18 protein-coding genes are annotated in these 19997 nt (G+C 32.5%); 13 read left to right on the top strand and 5 right to left on the bottom strand.

Annotated features, from left to right (window positions below):
- Positions 1-120: 120 nt before the first annotated feature.
- From ACRYLU_RS06360 to ACRYLU_RS06340, 5 genes are all read left to right on the top strand, one after another.
- Positions 121-1869, top strand: a complete 1749-nt coding sequence (locus ACRYLU_RS06360; RefSeq protein ID WP_445080778.1) for a metallophosphoesterase — start codon at positions 121-123, stop codon at positions 1867-1869.
- Between the two features lie 22 nt (positions 1870-1891).
- Positions 1892-2290 (top strand): hypothetical protein, encoded by a 399-nt coding sequence (locus tag ACRYLU_RS06355; protein ID WP_445080777.1) that lies wholly within the window; start codon positions 1892-1894, stop codon positions 2288-2290.
- A 239-nt stretch (positions 2291-2529) separates the two neighbouring features.
- Positions 2530-4104 carry a metal ABC transporter solute-binding protein, Zn/Mn family gene (locus ACRYLU_RS06350; RefSeq protein WP_445080776.1) on the top strand — a complete coding sequence of 525 codons (1575 nt, stop codon included), beginning with the start codon at positions 2530-2532 and terminating at the stop codon, positions 4102-4104.
- 299 nt (positions 4105-4403) lie between these two features.
- Positions 4404-6365 carry a MucBP domain-containing protein gene (locus ACRYLU_RS06345; RefSeq protein WP_445080775.1) on the top strand — a complete coding sequence of 654 codons (1962 nt, stop codon included), beginning with the start codon at positions 4404-4406 and terminating at the stop codon, positions 6363-6365.
- A 74-nt stretch (positions 6366-6439) separates the two neighbouring features.
- Positions 6440-6967 (top strand): DUF805 domain-containing protein, encoded by a 528-nt coding sequence (locus ACRYLU_RS06340; RefSeq protein ID WP_260310364.1) that lies wholly within the window; start codon positions 6440-6442, stop codon positions 6965-6967.
- Positions 6968-7032: 65 nt separating this feature from the next.
- Here ACRYLU_RS06340 and ACRYLU_RS06335 read toward each other — a convergent pair whose 3' ends face one another.
- Positions 7033-8418: a M24 family metallopeptidase gene (locus tag ACRYLU_RS06335; RefSeq protein WP_311866594.1), complete on the bottom strand. Its 1386-nt coding sequence runs from the start codon at positions 8416-8418 to the stop codon at positions 7033-7035.
- On the bottom strand, positions 8411-9172 hold the full coding sequence (locus ACRYLU_RS06330; RefSeq protein ID WP_058205728.1) for a DeoR/GlpR family DNA-binding transcription regulator: 762 nt from the start codon (positions 9170-9172) through the stop codon (positions 8411-8413). Before ACRYLU_RS06330 ends, ACRYLU_RS06335 begins: the two co-directional genes overlap by 8 nt.
- Positions 9173-9367: 195 nt before the next feature.
- On the opposite strand from ACRYLU_RS06330, the gene ACRYLU_RS06325 reads away from it, so the two are divergent.
- The 3 genes from ACRYLU_RS06325 to ylqF all read left to right on the top strand — a co-directional run bounded on the left by ACRYLU_RS06325 (position 9368) and on the right by ylqF (position 11808).
- Positions 9368-10099 (top strand): alpha/beta hydrolase, encoded by a 732-nt coding sequence (locus tag ACRYLU_RS06325; protein ID WP_445080774.1) that lies wholly within the window; start codon positions 9368-9370, stop codon positions 10097-10099.
- A gap of 92 nt (positions 10100-10191) precedes the next feature.
- Positions 10192-10737 (top strand): GNAT family N-acetyltransferase, encoded by a 546-nt coding sequence (locus ACRYLU_RS06320; protein WP_260310361.1) that lies wholly within the window; start codon positions 10192-10194, stop codon positions 10735-10737.
- Between the two features lie 222 nt (positions 10738-10959).
- On the top strand, positions 10960-11808 hold the full coding sequence (ylqF, locus tag ACRYLU_RS06315; protein WP_081037474.1) for a ribosome biogenesis GTPase YlqF: 849 nt from the start codon (positions 10960-10962) through the stop codon (positions 11806-11808).
- A gap of 2 nt (positions 11809-11810) precedes the next feature.
- Here ylqF and ACRYLU_RS06310 read toward each other — a convergent pair whose 3' ends face one another.
- Positions 11811-11933 (bottom strand): hypothetical protein, encoded by a 123-nt coding sequence (locus ACRYLU_RS06310; RefSeq protein WP_023189198.1) that lies wholly within the window; start codon positions 11931-11933, stop codon positions 11811-11813.
- Between ACRYLU_RS06310 and ACRYLU_RS06305 the strand changes: the two genes are divergently transcribed.
- From ACRYLU_RS06305 to ACRYLU_RS06290, 4 genes are all read left to right on the top strand, one after another.
- Positions 11920-12696 carry a ribonuclease HII gene (locus ACRYLU_RS06305; RefSeq protein WP_445080773.1) on the top strand — a complete coding sequence of 259 codons (777 nt, stop codon included), beginning with the start codon at positions 11920-11922 and terminating at the stop codon, positions 12694-12696. The genes ACRYLU_RS06310 and ACRYLU_RS06305 overlap by 14 nt on opposite strands.
- Before the next feature lie 552 nt (positions 12697-13248).
- Positions 13249-14079, top strand: a complete 831-nt coding sequence (locus ACRYLU_RS06300; RefSeq protein WP_038600759.1) for an XRE/MutR family transcriptional regulator — start codon at positions 13249-13251, stop codon at positions 14077-14079.
- 143 nt (positions 14080-14222) lie between these two features.
- A complete protein-coding gene (gene gadC / locus ACRYLU_RS06295; protein WP_260310358.1) occupies positions 14223-15734 on the top strand; it encodes a glutamate:gamma-aminobutyrate antiporter in 1512 nt (503 codons plus the stop codon).
- A gap of 19 nt (positions 15735-15753) precedes the next feature.
- Positions 15754-17154 (top strand): glutamate decarboxylase, encoded by a 1401-nt coding sequence (locus ACRYLU_RS06290; RefSeq protein ID WP_260310357.1) that lies wholly within the window; start codon positions 15754-15756, stop codon positions 17152-17154.
- 112 nt (positions 17155-17266) lie between these two features.
- Here ACRYLU_RS06290 and ACRYLU_RS06285 read toward each other — a convergent pair whose 3' ends face one another.
- Positions 17267-18013 (bottom strand): mechanosensitive ion channel family protein, encoded by a 747-nt coding sequence (locus ACRYLU_RS06285; protein WP_038600768.1) that lies wholly within the window; start codon positions 18011-18013, stop codon positions 17267-17269.
- Positions 18014-18173: 160 nt separating this feature from the next.
- Here ACRYLU_RS06285 and ACRYLU_RS06280 point away from each other — a divergent pair, with 160 nt between their 5' ends.
- The gene (locus tag ACRYLU_RS06280) at positions 18174-19196 is read left to right on the top strand and encodes a branched-chain amino acid aminotransferase (protein WP_058205724.1); all 1023 of its coding nucleotides are present in this window, start codon (positions 18174-18176) and stop codon (positions 19194-19196) included.
- 32 nt (positions 19197-19228) lie between these two features.
- Here the strand turns inward: ACRYLU_RS06280 and ACRYLU_RS06275 are convergent, their stop codons facing one another.
- Positions 19229-19840: a sugar O-acetyltransferase gene (locus ACRYLU_RS06275; RefSeq protein ID WP_098393745.1), complete on the bottom strand. Its 612-nt coding sequence runs from the start codon at positions 19838-19840 to the stop codon at positions 19229-19231.
- Positions 19841-19997 lie beyond the last annotated feature (157 nt).

Raw genomic sequence — 19997 nt, 5'->3', positions numbered from 1 at the left:
GATATAATGGATTTAGATAAAAACAGGACATAATCTTTAATTAAATCTAATAAAATTTTACTGATGTTAAAGAGTTAAATTTATTAAGGTTAGTTAAAAAAATAGAAGGGTTTAGATGACTTGAAGGCTAAAAATGAAATTTCTAAAGAGCGAAAAGAAACCGTAGAAACTGCGATAGAAATCAAACAAAATAATCTTGAAATCAGTCAAAATTTATTAGAAGGTCGATTTGAACTTTATCCAGAAAATCGTCGTCGTTCAGTCAATAAAGTTATTTATCAGAGCCAGTATTTTCAATTAGTTTATAATCTAAATCACAAATCTTTAGCAATTGAGAGTAAGGGGGATTTAATCTACTCTGCAATTCCTTATGATACGGGAAGAAATTATATTCAAAAAGCCTCCATTCAAGCAATTTTGCATCCGAATGAAACAAGAAAATATATTGAAAGTCATGAAAATAATCTAAAAAAATATTTGGCTTTATCTATTTTTCAATTAACAGGACAAAGAGTTGCACTTGATTCCAATGAAGTTGAGCGGGCTTATCAACAAATTTTTGCGGACCCTTTGTTTGAAATGCAAGTCTTGGGAAGGATGATGCAACATGACGAAACGGGTCCTCTTTCTGCTAATTTGGCAGGTAAATTCTTACATAGTGAAAATAGAAAAACCGGAATCTCGCCTTATTTAGCAGAATACTTGAAATTTGTTGTTGAAGTGACACAAAATTTACCGATTTCAACGGATGGTAAAAATGTTCATTTGCTTGATTCTGATCATGAAGAACCGAAAGAAAATGTTTATCTTGACCAAAGCAAGAATTTAGCACTTTCAAGTCAGTCAGATTTGGAAGTTGGTTTAGAAAATCTTCCTGCCCCACTTAAAGTAGAAATTCAAAACATTCAAATTGCTGAACCTATTAAAGAAGTGGTGACCAAACCATTATTGAAATCAAATGTGGGTAATCAATTGAGGAATTTACGGAAAAATTATGTTGCACATAGTCAAAATCCTAAAGACCTTGAGCAGTACTTTGAAAATGTCCATTCCACTGAAAACAATAATAAAATTAATGTTATTTCAGATATCGATAGTCAGGATGGAAAACTTCCTTTCTCTAATCCTAACTTCAATATTTTAGTAGGAAATATTTCTGATTCTGTAGTTTTGGATTCAGAAATACAAGGTATTTATGTTATTGGAAATCATGAGCTATCAGATATTCTTTCAGACCAAAAGATTTTTTCTAAAAGTCAATGGGATGATTTTAGAGAAAAAGAATGGTTTAAGGATTTAGTTTTAGACCCAGATCAGGCATGGCCAAAATTACCAATAGGGGATAATTCCTTTTATGAACTCATAAAAGAGGAGTTAGCGCAAAATTATCCCAAAATGAAGATATTAAATAATGAAATGGTGATTTATGAGGGAGTACGTTATATTGGCTTAACCATACCAGTGGCTCTTGTAAAGCGAAAGAAAGAACTGCAAAATTTTATTGCTATTGAACTGAAAAGACTTCTTGCTCAAGATAAACAAATTCCAACAGTAATTGTTTCTCATGCGCCATTATTTAATGAATTAAGTATGCTTTCACCAAAGAGCAGCTCCTATAACAAATCTTATAAATGTGCTCATAGAGGCATATTGGATTTATTCGAAGATTTTAATATTATTGGAGACATTCATGGTCACCATCACATTCCAGCCTCATCAGGTCAATCAAAAATGGTCAAATTTTCTAACAAAAATATCTTTGTAGTTTGTTCTATTTATTCAAAAATTAATACAGGATTTGAGCTCGCAAAATTGTTAACTGATACGAATATGGAGAAACTTTTAGGGTTTAAGGAAGATAAAAATTAATAAAATATTTATTAGGAGAAGGATGAATGAAAAAATTTTTTATTGGGATACTTTCACTACTCATACTTTTACAGTTACGGCTTGCAGTAAGACCAATAGTTCATCAAAAGATAGCAGTCAAAGTACGACAAAATTGATAAGAGAGTCTTCCAAAGAGAATCAAACAAAACAAGCTAGTTCAACAGAACTGAGTAGCAGTAGTAGGCAACAAAGCTCAGAAAATATATACTATGTTCAATTAAAAAAAGCGTGGCAGGATGAATTAGATTACATTAATTCGATAAGTGATCCGCATATCAAACAGGCAGTTCAATCACCTGAATCTGCCGCAATCTTTAAATCTAATGAATTAGTCAATCAACATCCTGAAGATACCTCTGTTATCAATGAAAATTTGAAAAAGGTGCTTTCAGGTCAATGAAGAAATTAAATGAATAATCTAAAAAGACTTTGTAATTAAGTCTTTTTTTGTAAACTTAAATTACTTAACCGGTTGACAAATTATAAAACTTTAGATATACTTAACTGGTTAACTATATAAGGAGGTGTCTTTTGAAAAGTGAAATTTAATAGAAATTAAATATTTTTTTGACTATAAAGTTAACCGGTTAATCAACTACTAACTGGTTTGATATTTATCTCTAGAGTAAATGAGTAAAGATGATTATTTTTAGGAGGATTTTAAGAGTGAACTTAATCAAGTATAAGAAAAAATGGATTATTAGTGTATGTTTAGGATTAGTGGCTTTAATATTTTTAGCTGCTTGTCAGAATACAAATTCAAAAGAAAATGAAAAAAACGCCAGTTCAAAACTATCAGTTGTTACCACTTTTTATCCCGTTTATGAATTCACAAAGAATGTTGTGGGTGAGGCTGGAGAAGTATCACTATTAGTACCAGCAGGTACAGAGCCTCATGATTATGAGCCTTCAGCAAAAGATATGTTGAAAATTAATCAATCAGATCTTTTTGTTTATCATAATGATAATATGGAAACTTGGGTAGGAAAGTTGAAAAATACTTTGGGAGAAAAATCGCCCAAGATCATCGAAGGAACAAGAGAAATTGTTTTACTTCCAGGTTCTGATGATGAGCATGAACACTCAGAAAACGAAAGTGATCATCATCATGAGTATGATCCACATACTTGGCTTTCACCAAAGATGGCGATTAAAGAAGTAAAGATAATTGAAGCTCAATTAAAAAAACTCTATCCTAAACAAGCTAATCTTTTCAGTGAAAATGCTGAAAAATATGTTAAAAAATTAAGTAAACTTGATCAAAAATACAGCGAAGAACTAAAAGATGCTAAGCAGAAAAATTTTGTGACTCAACATGCTGCTTTCCGCTATTTAGCATTGGACTATGGTCTTAATCAAGTGTCTATTGCAGGTTTAAATCCTGACAAAGAGCCTTCAGCTAAAAGATTGGGGGAATTAAAAAAATATGTTGAAGCTAACAGTATTCAGTATATTTATTTTGAAAAAAATGCTAATGATAAATTTGCCAAAACACTCGCCAAAGAAGCAAAAGTAAACGTTGAGGTGCTTAATCCATTAGAAAGTTTGACGAAGAAAGAACTTTCAGAAGGCGGGAATTATATCAAAGTTATGGAACAAAATTTAATAGCCCTGAAGAAAACAACAGATACTGAGGGAAAAGACATTCAAGCAGAAGAGAAAAGTAAAGAAGTAAAAACGGTTGCCAATGGTTATTTTTCTGATGCTGATGTGAAAAACCGTTCCTTAAGTGATTATAGTGGAAATTGGCAATCAGTCTATCCTCTCTTGGAAAATGGAACATTAGACCAAGTGTTTGAGCTTAAATCAAAGATTAATAAAGATATGTCAGCTGCTGACTATAAGGATTATTACACAAAGGGTTATAAAACGGATGTTGACCAAATTTTAATAGATGATAAAACGATGAGTTTCGTTAAAAATGGGGTAAAAGAGAGCTATACATATCAATATAAAGGCTTCAAAATTCTAAACTATAGTAAAGGAAACCGAGGGGTTCGATATTTATTTGAATCAAATGATCCCAAAGCTGGTGAATTTAAATATGTTCAATTTAGTGATCATAATATTAGCCCCGTAAAGACAAGTCATTTTCATATTTTCCATGGTGGAGAGAGCCAAGAAAAAGTTTTATCTGAATTAGAAAATTGGCCAACTTATTATCCGAAAAAGTTGACGGGCTTTGAGATTGCTCAAGAAATGCTTGCACATTAGTAGCGTGTAATATAATGATAATTAAATGTTGTTAAATCGTAAAAAAGTTTTTCAGAGCAAACTGAGAAACTTTTTTTTACTACAAATTAGAAATTGCAATAAATTAATTAATTTGTTTACCATTAAGAATAAAAGGGGTAAAGTGAACAATAGATAAAGTTAATGACGGCATAAGCACTAAATGTAATGAATAGTCTAAAATAGTATTGAAATATATATGTTTTAACAGTTTTGAAATGCATTGACATGAAAACGCTTGTGTGATAAGCTGTAACTTAAACATTACACAAGGAGTTATTATGAAAAAGATACATTTAAATAAATGGAAACATAAGAGTAGTCTTTATCTTATGCTGTTTTGTTTGTCTTTACCATTGGCCTTAACACCCTTAAGTGTCTCGGCAACTGAAACAGAAACAGAATCTGAACAAACAGCACCAACAAGTCAAAAAGATGCTTCTGAAACTACATCTGAAAGTCAAACGGTGGAATCCTCTACTAATGATCAAAACCAAAGCAATTCAACGATTTCTTTACCAGAAAGTTCTTCTACTACTAGCTTAGCGCCTTCTGAAAGTCTGACTTCTGATTCAAAAAAATTGGCGCAAAAAGAGGAAGTAGTTGCTTCAACAACGTTTGCTGAACCAAAAGCAGCAGTAAGTGCCACAATCTCTGTGCCAGACCCAAATTTAAAACAAACAATTTTATCAACTTTAGGGCTTGCAACGACTGCTGAACTGACTCAGACAGATATGGATAAATTAACGAATTTAACTTTAAATTCAGTAGATATTTATAGCCTAGTTGGACTTGAACATGCAACCAATCTTTCATCAATTTATATTAACGTCAATAACAAAATCACAGATTTTACACCATTAGAATCATTAACCAAACTGACATTTGTTACCCTACAGACTAGTTCATTAACCAGTGATAACTTTCCAAATCTTACAGCAAGTCAGGGTTTGACAAATTTGTCAATTGGTGGAACTAGCGTGGATAATTCTGTATTAGCAAAAATTGTTAATTTAAAAGCTTTAGTAAGACTTTATATGGATAGTAATATGAATATTACAACCATTGAGCCATTAAAAGTTCTTCCAAACCTAAAGAGTCTTAGTGTTCAATTTTGTGGGATCACAGATTTTACTGTCATTAAAGATTTTCCAATAATGTCTGACTTGGCAGCATTTGGTCAAAATACTGGAAGAAATGATCCTCCAACTACGGTGACAAGATCGAGCTTGAAATATAATGAAGCTGAGCAAAGTGTTTATATTCCATTTTCAATGATGCCTAATCGAATGACGAATTTTGATGGTTATATTCCACCTTTTTCAACTTCAAACTCTGCCAGTAATACTTATTTTGATTTTAATGGAACTCAACTTCCAGCCAGTCGTTTGCAAATAGATGACAATGGAATCACTATCAATTCAGTTAGTCCTGAAGAATATCAAGGGATAAAATCTTTTGAGTATAATGCTCGTTTAAATAACCCAGCAGGAACGTATGCAGTTCCCGATGGCTATACGTTTTATGCAATATCCTCAGGTACTTATTTACATCAATTTGATGTCGTTGATGATGGAGCACCAGTCACGGTTAAGTATCAAGATGAAAATGGTCAAGAACTAGCACCGTCAGAGGTTTTAAATGGTTATGTAGGAGCAACTTATAATTCAAAAGAACTAAGTTTCCAAGGATACTCTTTAATTAAAGTGGATGGTGATGCAACCGGTAAATTTACGGATAGTCCTCAAACAATAACTTATATTTATCAGAAAGATGCTAAGATACTTGGTCAAGTGACGGTCAAGTATATAGATACAGATGGTAAATCACTTTTCGGTGATGTTATTCAGACAGGGAATATTGGTGAAACTTATCATACAGAAAAGAAAGAACTAACTGGTTATACTTTCAAGAATATAATTGGTAATGCCTCAGGCCAATATACTAATAGCCCTCAAACAGTAACTTACGTTTATGAGAAAAATGCTAATCCTAATAAACCAGAAGAAGTTATTACAGATTCTAGTGGTAAAAATAATGTAAATCCAGACTCTAGGGAGAATGAAACAACGAAAGGGTCTAAGACTGTTAAAGATAAAGAATCAGTTGTAACTTCTAAAGAAAAGAATCTACCTGAAACAGGTGATAAAGAACAAGGAATGAAAAAAATTACTTTGTTTGGTTCTTTCTTACTTATACTTGGTTCACTTGTGCTATTTATTCGATTTAGAAAAGTAGATTAATTATAACAATTATTTTATAAGAGCTTTGTTTTCTTAGCTCTTTTTTAATTAATATTGATAAAAAAGGAGGGGCAATGGTTGGAGAAGTTGTTTTAGTCAATGCCTATAAAAAATTTTTTAGAGAATATTTTAATTTTAAAGGTAAAACGAGTCGGCTGGATTTTTGGTATGTCATATTAAGTTTATTAATACTTTCGATCATTCCAACAGTCATTTTATCTTACTTAATTTTTGGTTCTTTAATGAATATTTCAGGTGGAGGAAATGTTCAAGAAATAATGGAGAGTACATTTCTTAATATACCAATCTTTATTATTGGAATCATCTATTTGTTTTTACTTGTCCCAGTTATTACGATGACTGTTAGAAGATGGCGTGATGTCGGGTTAAGAGCAAGTGGCATAATTTTGATATTCTGTTTATTGGTACTGATTATGATTCTAGGTTTTATAATTCATCTGAAACAAAATATAATTATTGATTTTCTTATCGTTATAAGTTCAGCGATGTTTTTGATTACTTTAATGCCTTCCCAAATATGTTGTACTAATTCTAAAAATAGGATTAGTCAATTCTTTCTTTGCTCAAAAAATGAAAGATAGTTTTATGTGAAGAAAAAAAGAAGAATTCTACCGAATAGAATTCTTCTTTTTTATAAGTATTAACTTTATTTGACTTTCAAGGCTTTCGACTTTTCTAAGAGGAAAGGTCTTAGGTAGCCCACTGTATTTGATAAAGGAAGCACATCTGGACTTAAATTGATGTTTAACTCATTTATGAGGTAGTTTCTTCGTGTTATAATTCTTTGCCATAGTTCGGGATATTCATTTTTAAGCTCATTTTTAAGTGACTGATCAGCAATAGCTACGCATTCTTCAGCACTTACGCCTGCTAAACCTTCTACAGATGGAATAATATCAATTTGAAAAATCATTCCACTAGCAATTTTCACTTTTGAATTTTGATAGAAAGGAGAGGCCATCCATTCTTCATCAGCGACATAGTGCCCTGGATTTAAATGCCAATTATACTTTGCTTTTGGCAAATTTTCATCAATCATTTTATAGAAATCATTTCCCAACATTCCGATGGAAATATTTTCTAGCCAAGAAACGACTCCTTTATAATAAGGAATGACAAGATCAGTAAGATAATGTTTTTGATTATCTGGCAATTCTTTTTCTTCATTAATTAAAAAACCAGTTCGACTAGACAAGCCTCCTTTGAAACCTGTTGTCATTGAAATTGGTTCTCCAAAGTCTATTTCTTTATAAGTGGGATAGAAGTTGGCCTTTTTAAATCTTTCTCCAGAAGCTGCAATTGTAATTACAGAATGGGCTTGCCCTTCGTCCGAGAGTATTGCGCCAATTTCACTTTCTTTCACTCCTATTTTAAGCTGATTCATGGCATTTAGAATGCAACGAGAGGCAAGATTAGCTCCATATTCATAATGCGCGAGTTCGTTTGCATTGTTTATCGTCCGAATTCCTTTTGGACCAATGAGGAGGTGAGCAGCGTTAGTTACAATTGTATCTGTTGAGAGTGAATTCTTTACTGCGTCTACGATAAAGTAGGGAAGATCAAATAATTCTGAAGGCTCTTCATTTTGTGTGGTAAACATCTTCCAGCCAATCAAGCCGATTTTTTTGTTTTTATAAAGTTCTAACTCCTTAAAAATCTGAGTTAGACTTTTTTCGTTATCCATGGGTTGATTTGGCAAAGAAAATTGAGGGTAATGAATAAGGTTAGCTTCAATTCTTGAGTGTTTAGACATTTTTAAATTCTCATTACCCAAAACAAGCGTGGCTTTATCATTTTTATCAATAATGAGTAATCCTTCCTCAAAACGTGGAATAAATCCAGTAAAGTATTCAAAATTGCTGCCATGTTCTTTGTCTGCATAGATAATTAATGCATCGTATTGTTCTTTAGCCATTATTGTTAAAAGCTTTTCTTTTCGGTCCTTTAATGTTTTGTCCGTTAGTGTAACCGGTGGAACATTATTAAAGAGCTTTGGTTCGTTTATTTTTTCGTAAACAATTTCTTTATTCATTTATAGTCACCACTTTCACATTATTATCATTTAAATTATTCATCAATTCACCTTCAATTTTTTCATCAGTGATGAGATAGTCTATTTCTTTTAAATCACAAATTTTAAAGAATCCTTCTTTATTAAGTTTGGTATGATCTGCTAAGGCTATGACTTGCTTTCCTTGTTGAATCATTTTTCTTTTGACGAGGCCTTCCTCTTCAGTATGGATAAACAAACCATTATTAGAAAGAGCGAAAACGCCTAAAATTGTAAAATCAACTTGATATTGAGAGAGTTTTTCAACGGTTTCCGCGCCGTACAAGAATAGTTGATTCTTGTTTAATTTTCCGGGAAGAAGTTGTACAGTTGCCTTCTCATACTTCGAAAGTAATATTGCATTGGTGAGGGAGTTTGTGATGGTTGAGATAGAGAAGTTATCAAGTTGTTTTATAGCAGCTTCGACGGTTGTTGATGAATCAAAAATAAGAGTGCTATGATCTTTTATGAGATTTTTTATTTTACTTGCTATTTTTTTCTTTAAACTGCTGGAAATATTTGAGCGTTCTTCATAATTCAAAATCTCAGCCTCTTTGCCGATTGGAATTGCTCCACCGTGAACTCGATGCAATTTTTTTCTGGATTCTAACTTTATTAAATCTCTCCTAATTGTATCTTTTGAAACTTCAAGTTTTTGAGCTAGAAAATCAATTGTGGCACTACCTTCTTTATCAACGATTTGGCTAATTTTGGATAGTCTTTCTTCTAATAACATTCTCTCTCCTTTTTAACTATCATAACATAGCGCATGAAATTAAGCAATAAGTTGCAATTGTTTAATCAAAAATATGCCAAAAATGCAAATTAATGCAAAATGTTTATTTATCTTATTATTGTAAATATATAATCGTTTTAGTTTTTGTTGTCATGTTATAATAATTATAATATCAATATGGAGAATGAAGTAAGAATGAAAAAAAGTAAGTTAAAGAAAATTTTAGGTTTTTCGGGAGTGGTAATACTGATAATTGCTACTTTTATATTTTTTTACCTTAAGACGAATAGCTACTATCCCACTTCTGAAGCTTTAAAAATTTCACAAAAAGCTGAAGTTCAGAATGATACCCTTGTATTTAAAGGAAATCCTAACAAAACAAGCATTATCTTTTATCAGGGGGCTCTAGTAGATAATAAGAGTTATAGTATTTGGGCAAATAAACTTGCTAAATCAGGATATACGGTTTATCTAATAAAAGAACCTTTAAATTTAGCAGTGTTTAATCCAGATAAAGCTTCCTCAATTATTAAAGCAAATAAAATCAATGATTATGTGGTCGGTGGCCATTCATTAGGTGGGGTAATTGCAAGTCGGTTTGCAGAAAAAAGAACATCTGATTCATCATTAAAAGGAGTTTTCTTTTTAGCTAGTTATCCTGATAAAAAAGGAAGTCTAACTAATTTTAATGGAGGAATATTATCTATAGTTGGTTCTCAAGATGGGGTCCTAAACTGGTCATCATATCAAAAGGCGAAACAATATCTTCCACAACAAACGAAATATATTACTATAGAAGGTGGAAACCATAGTGGATTTGGGAGCTATGGTTTTCAAAAAGGAGATAAAAAGTCGTCAATTTCTAATCTTCAACAGCAAGAAGCCATCTTTCAAACATTAAATAATTGGCTTATAAGACTAGATTAGATATTTTATACTAATAGTAAAAGGACTTCATTATGACCTCTAAATCTTTTTTGATATAATCGATATATTACCCTTAAAGTAGAGGAGAAATGATGAATTTAGAAATAAAAAATGTATCTAAAACTTTACCGGAATATCGTCAAGCCATAGATTTAGTTAAAAATTCTTTTCCTAAAGAAGAACAATATCCAATTTGTCTGCTAAAACTTTGGGCCTTGAAGAAAAATGTACATTTCTGGGCTTACTATCAAAATGATGAATTTTGTGGTATTTCTTACCTTGTGAGTCATGAAGAGATGACTTTTGTTTTATATTTAGCAGTTAATAATCAGGTTCAGTCTAAAGGTTATGGTTCAGCGATTTTAGAGACTTTAAAAGAAAAATTCTCAGGTACAAATATTACTTTAAACATTGAGAGACTTGATCCGAGTGCAGATAATTATGAACAGAGAGTAAAACGTCTAAAATTCTATAAAAAGAATGGTTTTTATGATACAGACTACACGATTACTGATCGGGGAGAAACTTTCTTAACTTTGACAACATCACCCTCTTTCTCTGTAGAGGTTTTTAAAAAGGTCTTAAGAGAATTAACTTTGGGTCTTGATTTATTAAAAATCGGAAAATCTGAATCCTGAAAATTGAGGATTACAAAAAAAGTTGAAAAATGCTAAAATGGATAAGGTAATCTTTGTCCATTTTTTATATTCTTTTGGGTTTAAAAGAGGGCAAAAATTAGAATTCAAATTTGTATTCTTTTAGTAGAATAAAAACTCAGCTAAGTCTTGATTCTTATCTGAATGTGAAATTATAAATATATAAAAGCTGTAGAGATTACAGTTGATTTGAGGAGTATTAATATGGTGATACAATGGTTTCCTGGGCATATGTCCAAAGCACGTCGTCAGGTGCAAGAAAATTTAAAATATGTTGATTTTGTGATTGAATTGGTTGATGCTCGTCTCCCTATTTCTTCACGTAATCCGATGTTGGGGCAAATTATTGGGGATAAACCAAGAATTATTGCTTTAAATAAAGCTGATTTAGCTGATTCTAATGCGGTAGCACAATGGATTGAATATTTTGATGAACAAGGTTTTATAACTTTAGCCATTAATTCTAAAGAAGAATATACAGCAAAAAGATTAACTGTTGCTGCTAAAAAATTGATGGCTGATAAGGTCGCTCATGATAAGGAGCGCGGCATTGCTCATACTACTTTGCGAACAATGATTATCGGAATTCCGAATGCAGGGAAGTCAACTTTGATGAATCGCTTAGCAGGTAAAAAAGTTGCAGTGACTGGAAACCGTCCAGGGGTAACTAAGGGTCAACAATGGATTCGAACCAATAAAGAATTAGAATTATTGGACACACCAGGTATTCTTTGGCCAAAATTTGAAGATCAACTTGTTGGTTTAAAATTAGCTTTGACTGGGGCAATTAAGGATGATTTATTGCCAATGGATGAGGTAACAATTTTTGGATTAAATTATTTTTTGAAGAACTATCGAACAGTCACAATGAAACGATATCGAATGACAGAAGAAGATTTGGAGCTTGAAATTCCAGACTTAATTATGGAGTTGACTGCAAGATTTGGTTTCCGTGATGATTATGATCGTTTCTATAATATGTTTGTCAAAGATGTTCGAGATGGAAAACTGGGCTTGTTCTGTTTGGACGAAGTCGGAGTTGACGGACTTTGATTTTATGATTGTGTGATTACTGACAGATTTTCAGTATCAATAACATAAATAATATTATGTAAAATTACTGACAGAAAAGCTGTCAGTAATTTTTGAGAGTTGGTGAGTAAAATGGGACAAACCATTAAAGAAATTAAAGCGACCTTAGCCAAACTGACAGACTTGTCAGCAAAAGAATTCTTGGAATATGAAGCTGATGAACGGGCTGGGGTTCAAGCAGCACTTAAAAGTAGGAAAAAACAAATTTTAGCAGAGTTAGCAGAAGCGGCTCGTTTGGAACAAATGTTGGAATTTGAGAAAGAACTTTACGGTCAAGGAATTCAGTTAATTGCAGGTATTGATGAAGTTGGTCGTGGACCACTTGCAGGTCCTGTAGTGACTGCGGCAGTCATTTTACCTAAAAATTGTAAAATTCGGGGTTTAAATGATAGTAAAAAAGTGCCAAAATCAAAACATCATGCTATCCTATCTGAAATTCAAGAAAAAGCTTTAGCAATAGGAATTGGGATTGTTGATGCGGAAAAAATTGATGAAGTAAATATTTATGAAGCAACAAAAATTGCAATGATTCAGGCAGTATTAAAATTATCTGTTAAACCAGAACACCTCTTAATTGATGCTATGGTTTTGGATTTACCTATTGCACAGACAAAAATTATTCACGGAGATGCTCGCTCAGCCTCGATTGCGGCGGCTTCAATTGTTGCTAAAGTAACCCGTGATGAAATGATGAAAGAGTTTGCTCGTGAATTTCCTGAGTATGATTTTGAACATAATGCAGGTTATGGAACTGCAAAACATCTTGAAGCTCTAACAAAGTATGGTATCACAAGAATTCATCGCAAGTCCTATGAGCCGATTAAAACAATGGTCAATTTTAAATCGTAGATTCTGTCAGTAAAAATATGTAAAACGTGAACGTTATCTGTTCACGTTTTTTTGCTGACAGGTCTGTCAGTAATTATTTAGACTATTCCTTTTTTAATAAAAAACTAATTTTATATTAACCTAAATGACATAATAAATAAAGAGAGTTTTTTATAGAATTAGTTACTAATAAAATATTCGAAATTGGTATAGTTACATCTGTTATAATTTCCAATATTTTTTAATAATAATTATTTTAACAAAAGACTTATATTAAAATTCTGGCAGAGCAGATGATGAGTCAAGTATAAGCTTTCACACTATTTTCTTTAATATCCTAAGAGAAATATAAAGTAATATAAATGTTTTTTATTATAAATTATGTAAGATATACTTGTTGTATGAACGGGTATAAATTTGACGATTAAGTCTTAAATAAGTTATAATCTCAATTGCGTAATTTCTTAAATCCAGAAATAACAGCTACATTGATATACTGATTAAAGAGTATAGCTAATGAACTGTTATAAATCTTGAAAAACAATAAAAATAATAGTTTGGGGGATGTTGAGATTGTATAAAAAATATGGAGATTGTTTTAAAAAGTTACGAAACCAAAAGAATTTAGGATTATCATACTTTAGTAAACTAGGAATAGACCGTTCAAATATATCTAGATTTGAACATGGAAAGTGTATGATGAGTTTTGAGCGCATAGATTTGATGTTAGAAGAAATGCAAGTTCCATTAGCTGAGTACGAATTGATAGTAAATAATTATATGCCGAATTTTCAAGAATTTTTTATATTAGAATTGGAAAAAGCTGAATTTAGTCAAAATCGAGATAAAATAAAAGAGTTATATTCTGAGGTTAAAGAAACAGGGAATCATTTACTGACGATTACCGTTAAAACGAAGCTTGGGACTATTAGTCAGACAGAAGTTAAGGAAATTGAAACTTATCTTTGTAATATTGAAGAGTGGGGATATTTTGAACTAACTTTATTCTATTTTGTATCTGATTATCTCAGTGTCAATCAATTGGAATTGTTGCTCTTTAACTTTGACAAAAGATGTGAAAACTACTGTAGAGTTTTAAAATATAGAAGGAGACTATTGCAAATAGCCTATAAAAGCGTTGCGATATACGCGGCTAATGGAGAAAGAACAAAAGCCGAAAATATTTTAGAAATGACTAAAAAATATCGAACTGTAGGTGTCGATTTATATTCTGAAGTATTAAGACATCTTGCCAGAGGTATCATTATTTTTAATTTTGAAAATGCAGAAGCGGGAGAAGAAAAAATAAATTATGCGCTTGAAACTTTGGAAGAATTTGGAGGAATGAAGATAAAAGAATTCTATCAGAAAAAAATGGAAAAGTATTTGAAAAAGTCAATTTAGTCTCTTTTGAGCTGTTGCTTTAAAGCAACAGTTTAAAAGAGATTTTTTTTATTCTGGAGCATATACTAGAAAATGAAGATGAGTTGTATGAGGCTATATAACAAGTCTTTTAAAAAATTCAATCATAAATATAAGGAGGTATGATGAATCAAAAAAAATTATCATTATTCGGTTTTTTTGCATTAACCGCTTCAATGGTTTTGACTGTCTATGAGTATCCAACTTTTGCCACGTCAAAATTACATTTGGTGTTCTTTTTACTTCTCGGAGGACTACTCTGGTTTTTGCCCGTAGCGCTCTGTGCAGCAGAAATGGCGACGGTTGAAGGTTGGAAAAATGGTGGAATTTTTAGTTGGGTAAGCCAAACTTTAGGGGAGCGCTTTGGTTTTGCAGCCATATTTTTTCAGTGGTTCCAAATTACAGTTGGATTTGTCACTATGATCTATTTCATTTTAGGGGCCCTCTCTTATGTGTTAAATTTTCAGGCACTTAATACAGATCCATTGATTAAATTTATTGGTTTACTAATCATTTTTTGGGGATTGACATTTTCTCAGTTAGGTGGGACGCAAAGGACTGCTAAATTAGTAAAAGCAGGTTTCATAGTTGGAATAGTGATTCCATCGATTGTCTTGTTTGGATTAGCAGCGGCATATTTTATCGGAGGTAACCCTATAGAGATACCAATTAATAAGCATGCTTTTGTACCAGATTTTTCACAAGTATCAACTTTAGTAGTTTTTGTTTCTTTTATTCTTGCTTATATGGGGGTAGAAGCTTCAGCTTCGCACATTAATGAACTTGAAAACCCAAAGAGAAATTATCCCTTAGCAATGATTTTATTAGTAATTTTAGCTATTTCTTTAGATGCCATAGGTGGATTTTCTGTAGCAGCGGTTATTCCTCAAAAAGACTTATCATTAAGTGCAGGGGTAATTCAAACTTTTCAAACGTTAATCTTACATTTTAATCATCATTTGGGATGGTTAGTTAAAGTAATTGCACTAATGATTGCCTTTGGGGTTATGGGAGAAGTGAGTTCATGGGTTGTTGGCCCTTCTAGAGGGATGTTTGCAGCAGCACAAAGAGGCTTATTACCAAAATTTTTACGTAAAACAAATACGCATGAAGTCCCTGTTCCTTTAGTTATGATTCAAGGAATCATTGTTACACTTTGGGGCGCTGTATTAACTTTTGGAGGAGGAGGAAATAATTTATCTTTCTTAGTTGCCATTTCACTGACAGTAGTGATCTATTTGGTAGGTTATCTCTTATTCTTTATTGGTTACTTTGTTTTAATCTATAAAAAACAAAATTTAAAGCGTACTTATAATGTCCCAGGTAAAAGAGTTGGAAAAACAATCATTGCGGGAATTGGATTTTTATTATCAATTTTTGCTCTATTTATTTCCTTTGTTCCTCCAGCATCAATTGCGAAAAATGAGACTCATACTTACCAAATGATACTTCTTATAAGTTTTGTTGTGACCGCTATCTTGCCATTTATTGTTTATGAATTGCATGATAAAAGGGGACATGATACTATTGAAGAACCAAGGCACTTTAAAGCAAGAGATGTGAACCCCGCGATTTATCCAGCAGCTCGTGGTGAGCATCATATTATTAAAAAAGAAGAACATATCTTAAAACATTAAAAAATTGGAGGATGTACCTATGTTATACGGAAAAGAAAATCGCGATGAAGCAGAGTTCTTGGAACCAATTTTTGGTTCAGAAAGTGAACAAGTGGATTTGCCTAAATATAAATTAGCTCAAAAATCAATTGAGCCTCGAGTGGCCTATCAGTTAGTCCAAGATGAAATGTTAGATGAAGGGAATGCTCGTTTAAATTTAGCCACATTCTGTCAAACTTATATGGAACCTGAAGCAGTCAAACTAATGAGTCAGACCTTGGAGAAAAATGCGATTGATAAATCGGAATATCCAAGAACAACTGAAATTGAAAACCGTTGCGTCAACATGATCGCTGACCTTTGGAATGCGAGTGAAAAAGAAAAATTTATGGGGACTTCAACAATTGGTTCTTCAGAAGCTTGTATGCTTGGTGGAATGGCCATGAAGTTTTCTTGGCGCAAGCGAGCAGAAAAATTAGGATTAGACATTAATGCGAAAAAGCCAAACTTAGTTATTTCATCTGGTTATCAAGTTTGCTGGGAAAAATTCTGTGTTTATTGGGATATTGAAATGCGAGAAGTGCCAATGGATAGAGAACATATGTCAATCAATTTGGATAAAGTGATGGATTATGTTGATGAGTACACGATTGGTGTAGTTGGTATTATGGGGATTACTTATACTGGTCGTTATGATGATATCAAAGCTTTGGATAATTTAATTGAAGAATATAATAAACAGACAGATTACAAAGTTTATATTCACGTAGATGCTGCTTCAGGAGGGCTTTATGCTCCCTTTGTTGAGCCAGAACTTGAGTGGGACTTCCGTTTGAAAAATGTCATTTCAATCAATACCTCAGGCCATAAATATGGTTTAGTTTATCCTGGTGTAGGTTGGGTTTTGTGGCGTGACAAAAAATATTTACCAGAAGAATTAATTTTTAAAGTAAGTTATCTTGGAGGAGAACTACCAACGATGGCCATTAATTTTTCTCATAGTGCCTCTCAATTAATTGGTCAATATTATAATTTTGTACGTTATGGATTTGATGGATATAAAGCTATTCATGAGAGAACACATAAAGTAGCCATGTTTTTAGCAAAAGAAATTGAAAAAACTGGAATGTTTGAAATTATGAACGATGGCTCACAATTGCCAATTGTCTGCTATAAATTAAAAGAAGATTCAAATCGAGGTTGGAATCTTTATGATTTGGCGGACCGTTTATTAATGAAGGGATGGCAAGTGCCTGCTTATCCACTTCCCCAAAATTTGGAAAATGAAATCATTCAACGTTTAGTGATTCGAGCAGATTTTGGGATGAATATGGCATTTAACTATGTTCAAGATATGCAAGAAGCAATTGATGCTTTAAATAAGGCTCATATTCTATATCATGAAGAACCTGAAAATAAAACATATGGCTTTACTCACTAAAAAAACCGATATTCATCTTAAGAAAAATCAAAAGCGATATCGTTAATCTATATCGCTTTTATTTTGATGATAAATTTTGTTTTTTTCTATTTAGTCATAAGTTTGTCAGTGATTATTTTTCATAATATTTATCTAAAATCTCCATTTTTAAAGGAGTAATTTTAGATAATGGGGCTGTTAAACTTGTTCTTAAGAAGAGTTTGTCTTCAATGTTGATAATTCCTAAATATTTAAGTTGAGGATAATTTGCATTAACTTCCATAATCTGATTTTTTCTTTCAATCAGATTTTCACTTGTTACTGGCACATCAAGATTAACAGTTCTTTCTTTGTATGAGTAGTTTTTGAGGGCAGCAATATTTCGATTAGGAATAAAAGTCGTTGCGCCATCAGCGCCAATTACTGTAATTGAACGAATTCCTACAGTTTTTACTACCCCTTCGATGTCAAGGCCAGCAAAAGCCACAGTATCTCCAACGTTGATTTGATGTTCAACGATGATAAAGAAGCCATTGATAATATCAGCGACTAAATCTCGCCCAGCAAAACCTAGAGCAACTCCGAGAATACCAGCACCAGCAAGGATATTTGCAACAGGAATTCCGATGACTCCTAGGACAGTATAGATATAAAGAAAAACTGTAAGATAATGGATGGCACTGGTTGTCAGTCGAGAGAGGGTTAAAATTCTCGAAGTATCTGTCCATTTTTGCTCACTATAATTTTTAAATAAACGTTTAACGATACGAGAGCCGGCTTGATAGAGAATAAAAAAAAGAATACTAATTAATAAAATTGTAATTGCTTTATCTAATAAAAATAAACCAAAGTCTTCCCAGTTTGTTTTTAAAAAGTTCATTTTTGCTCCTTTGTTCAGTAATTTTATAAATTCATTTATAGAGAAATTGACTATATTTGAAAAAATTGTTTGAACTTTTACTGAATTTCATGAATATTTTCTTGTTTTATGTTACAGAAAATAATATAATCTATTATAACAAAAAAATTTGGAGGATGTTATGGCAATTAATTTAGACTGGGAAAATTTAGGATTCAGCTATCGGAACTTACCTTTTCGTTATATTGCTCGTTTTAAAGATGGAAAATGGAGTGCTGGAGAACTAACAGGAGATAATCAACTTCATATTAGTGAATCATCACCTGCTTTGCATTATGGTCAACAAGGTTTTGAAGGATTAAAAGCCTATCGAACAAAGGATGGTTCAATCCAACTTTTCCGTCCTGACCAAAATGCTGCTCGTTTGCAAAACACGGCGCGTCGACTTTGCATGGCAGAAGTTCCAACTGAAATGTTTATTGATGCAGTTAAACAAGTGGTGAAAGCCAACGAAGATTTTGTGCCTCCTTATGGGACGGGTGCAACGCTCTATCTCCGTCCACTTTTGATTGGGGTTGGTGATGTTATTGGTGTGAAACCTGCTGATGAATATATTTTCACCGTTTTTGCTATGCCGGTTGGTTCTTATTTTAAAGGCGGATTGGCTCCTTCAAAATTTGTAATTTCAAGAGATTATGATAGGGCAGCTCCACTTGGTACAGGTGGTGCCAAAGTTGGAGGAAATTATGCAGCTTCTTTACAAGCAGAAGTTGGTGCCAAAGCTTCAGGCTATGCAGATGCAATTTATCTTGACCCAAGTACACATACTAAAATTGAAGAAGTCGGGGCAGCAAATTTCTTTGGAATTACAGCCGATAATGAATTTATCACACCATTGAGTCCATCAATCTTACCTTCAATTACTAAATATTCTCTTCTTTATTTAGCTGAACATCGTTTGGGACTCAAAGCGATTGAGGGTGAAGTTTATGCCAAAGATTTAGGTAAATTTGTTGAAGCAGGAGCTTGTGGGACAGCAGCAATTATCTCTCCAATTGGTCGTATTGACGATGGAGAAGATTCTTACATTTTCCATTCAGAAACAGAAGTAGGACCAACGGTTAAACGTTTATATGATGAATTGGTTGGCATTCAGTTTGGTGATGTTGAAGCACCAGAAGGCTGGATTGTTAAAATTGATTAATTTAAAAAGCTAAAGAATACTCTTTAGCTTTTTTATTTTGAAATAAATAATTTATCTTTTTTAATCCATTCTTGATCCTCTGTTCGAATTGGACGAATCACTTGGCAAGGATTACCAGCAGCAATCACATTTTCTGGAATATCCTTGGTAACGACGCTTCCTGCACCAATAATACTATTGTCACCAATGCTTACACCAGGAAGAAGGCTGACATTTGCCCCCAGCCAAACTTGGTTCCCGACCGTAATTGGCTTTGAATAGACCCCACCAGCAGTTCTTAAACTTGGATCTTCCGAATGATTGGCAGCAAATAAACCACAGCGGGGGCCAAAGTAAACATTATTGCCAATCGTGACCTGATTACAGTCTAAAATAATCATATCATGATTAATGAGGACATTATCGCCAATTCTTATATTGAAGCCAAATTCACAGCGAAAATTAGATTCAATATAAGGATTTTTACCTAAATGTTCAAAAAGATTCTCTAAGATTTCTGGATGATAACCCTCATTGTTATTAATTTTTTGATTATAACGGCGGCTTTCAAAAAGGGCATGGTTACGATATTCAGATAAGTCTAAATCGGCGTCATCGTATGTTTTTCCTGAATTAATTAGTGCCTTTAATTGTTTCTTATTCATTCTTTTATCTTATGATTTTAGTTTCTTTTTGTCAATTGTAAGGGGTTTTATAATTTTGATAAAGCTACTAAAGATTACATTTATATATAATTGTCAGAATATATTGATATTTCATCGAAATTTTAGTAGAATAAAAGAACCAAATTGTAAAATAAAA

The sequence above is a fragment of the Lactococcus sp. KTH0-1S genome, from assembly GCF_052544945.1.
Note: the sequence above shows the minus strand (reverse complement) of the source record. Positions and strands in the feature narration are given on the sequence as shown.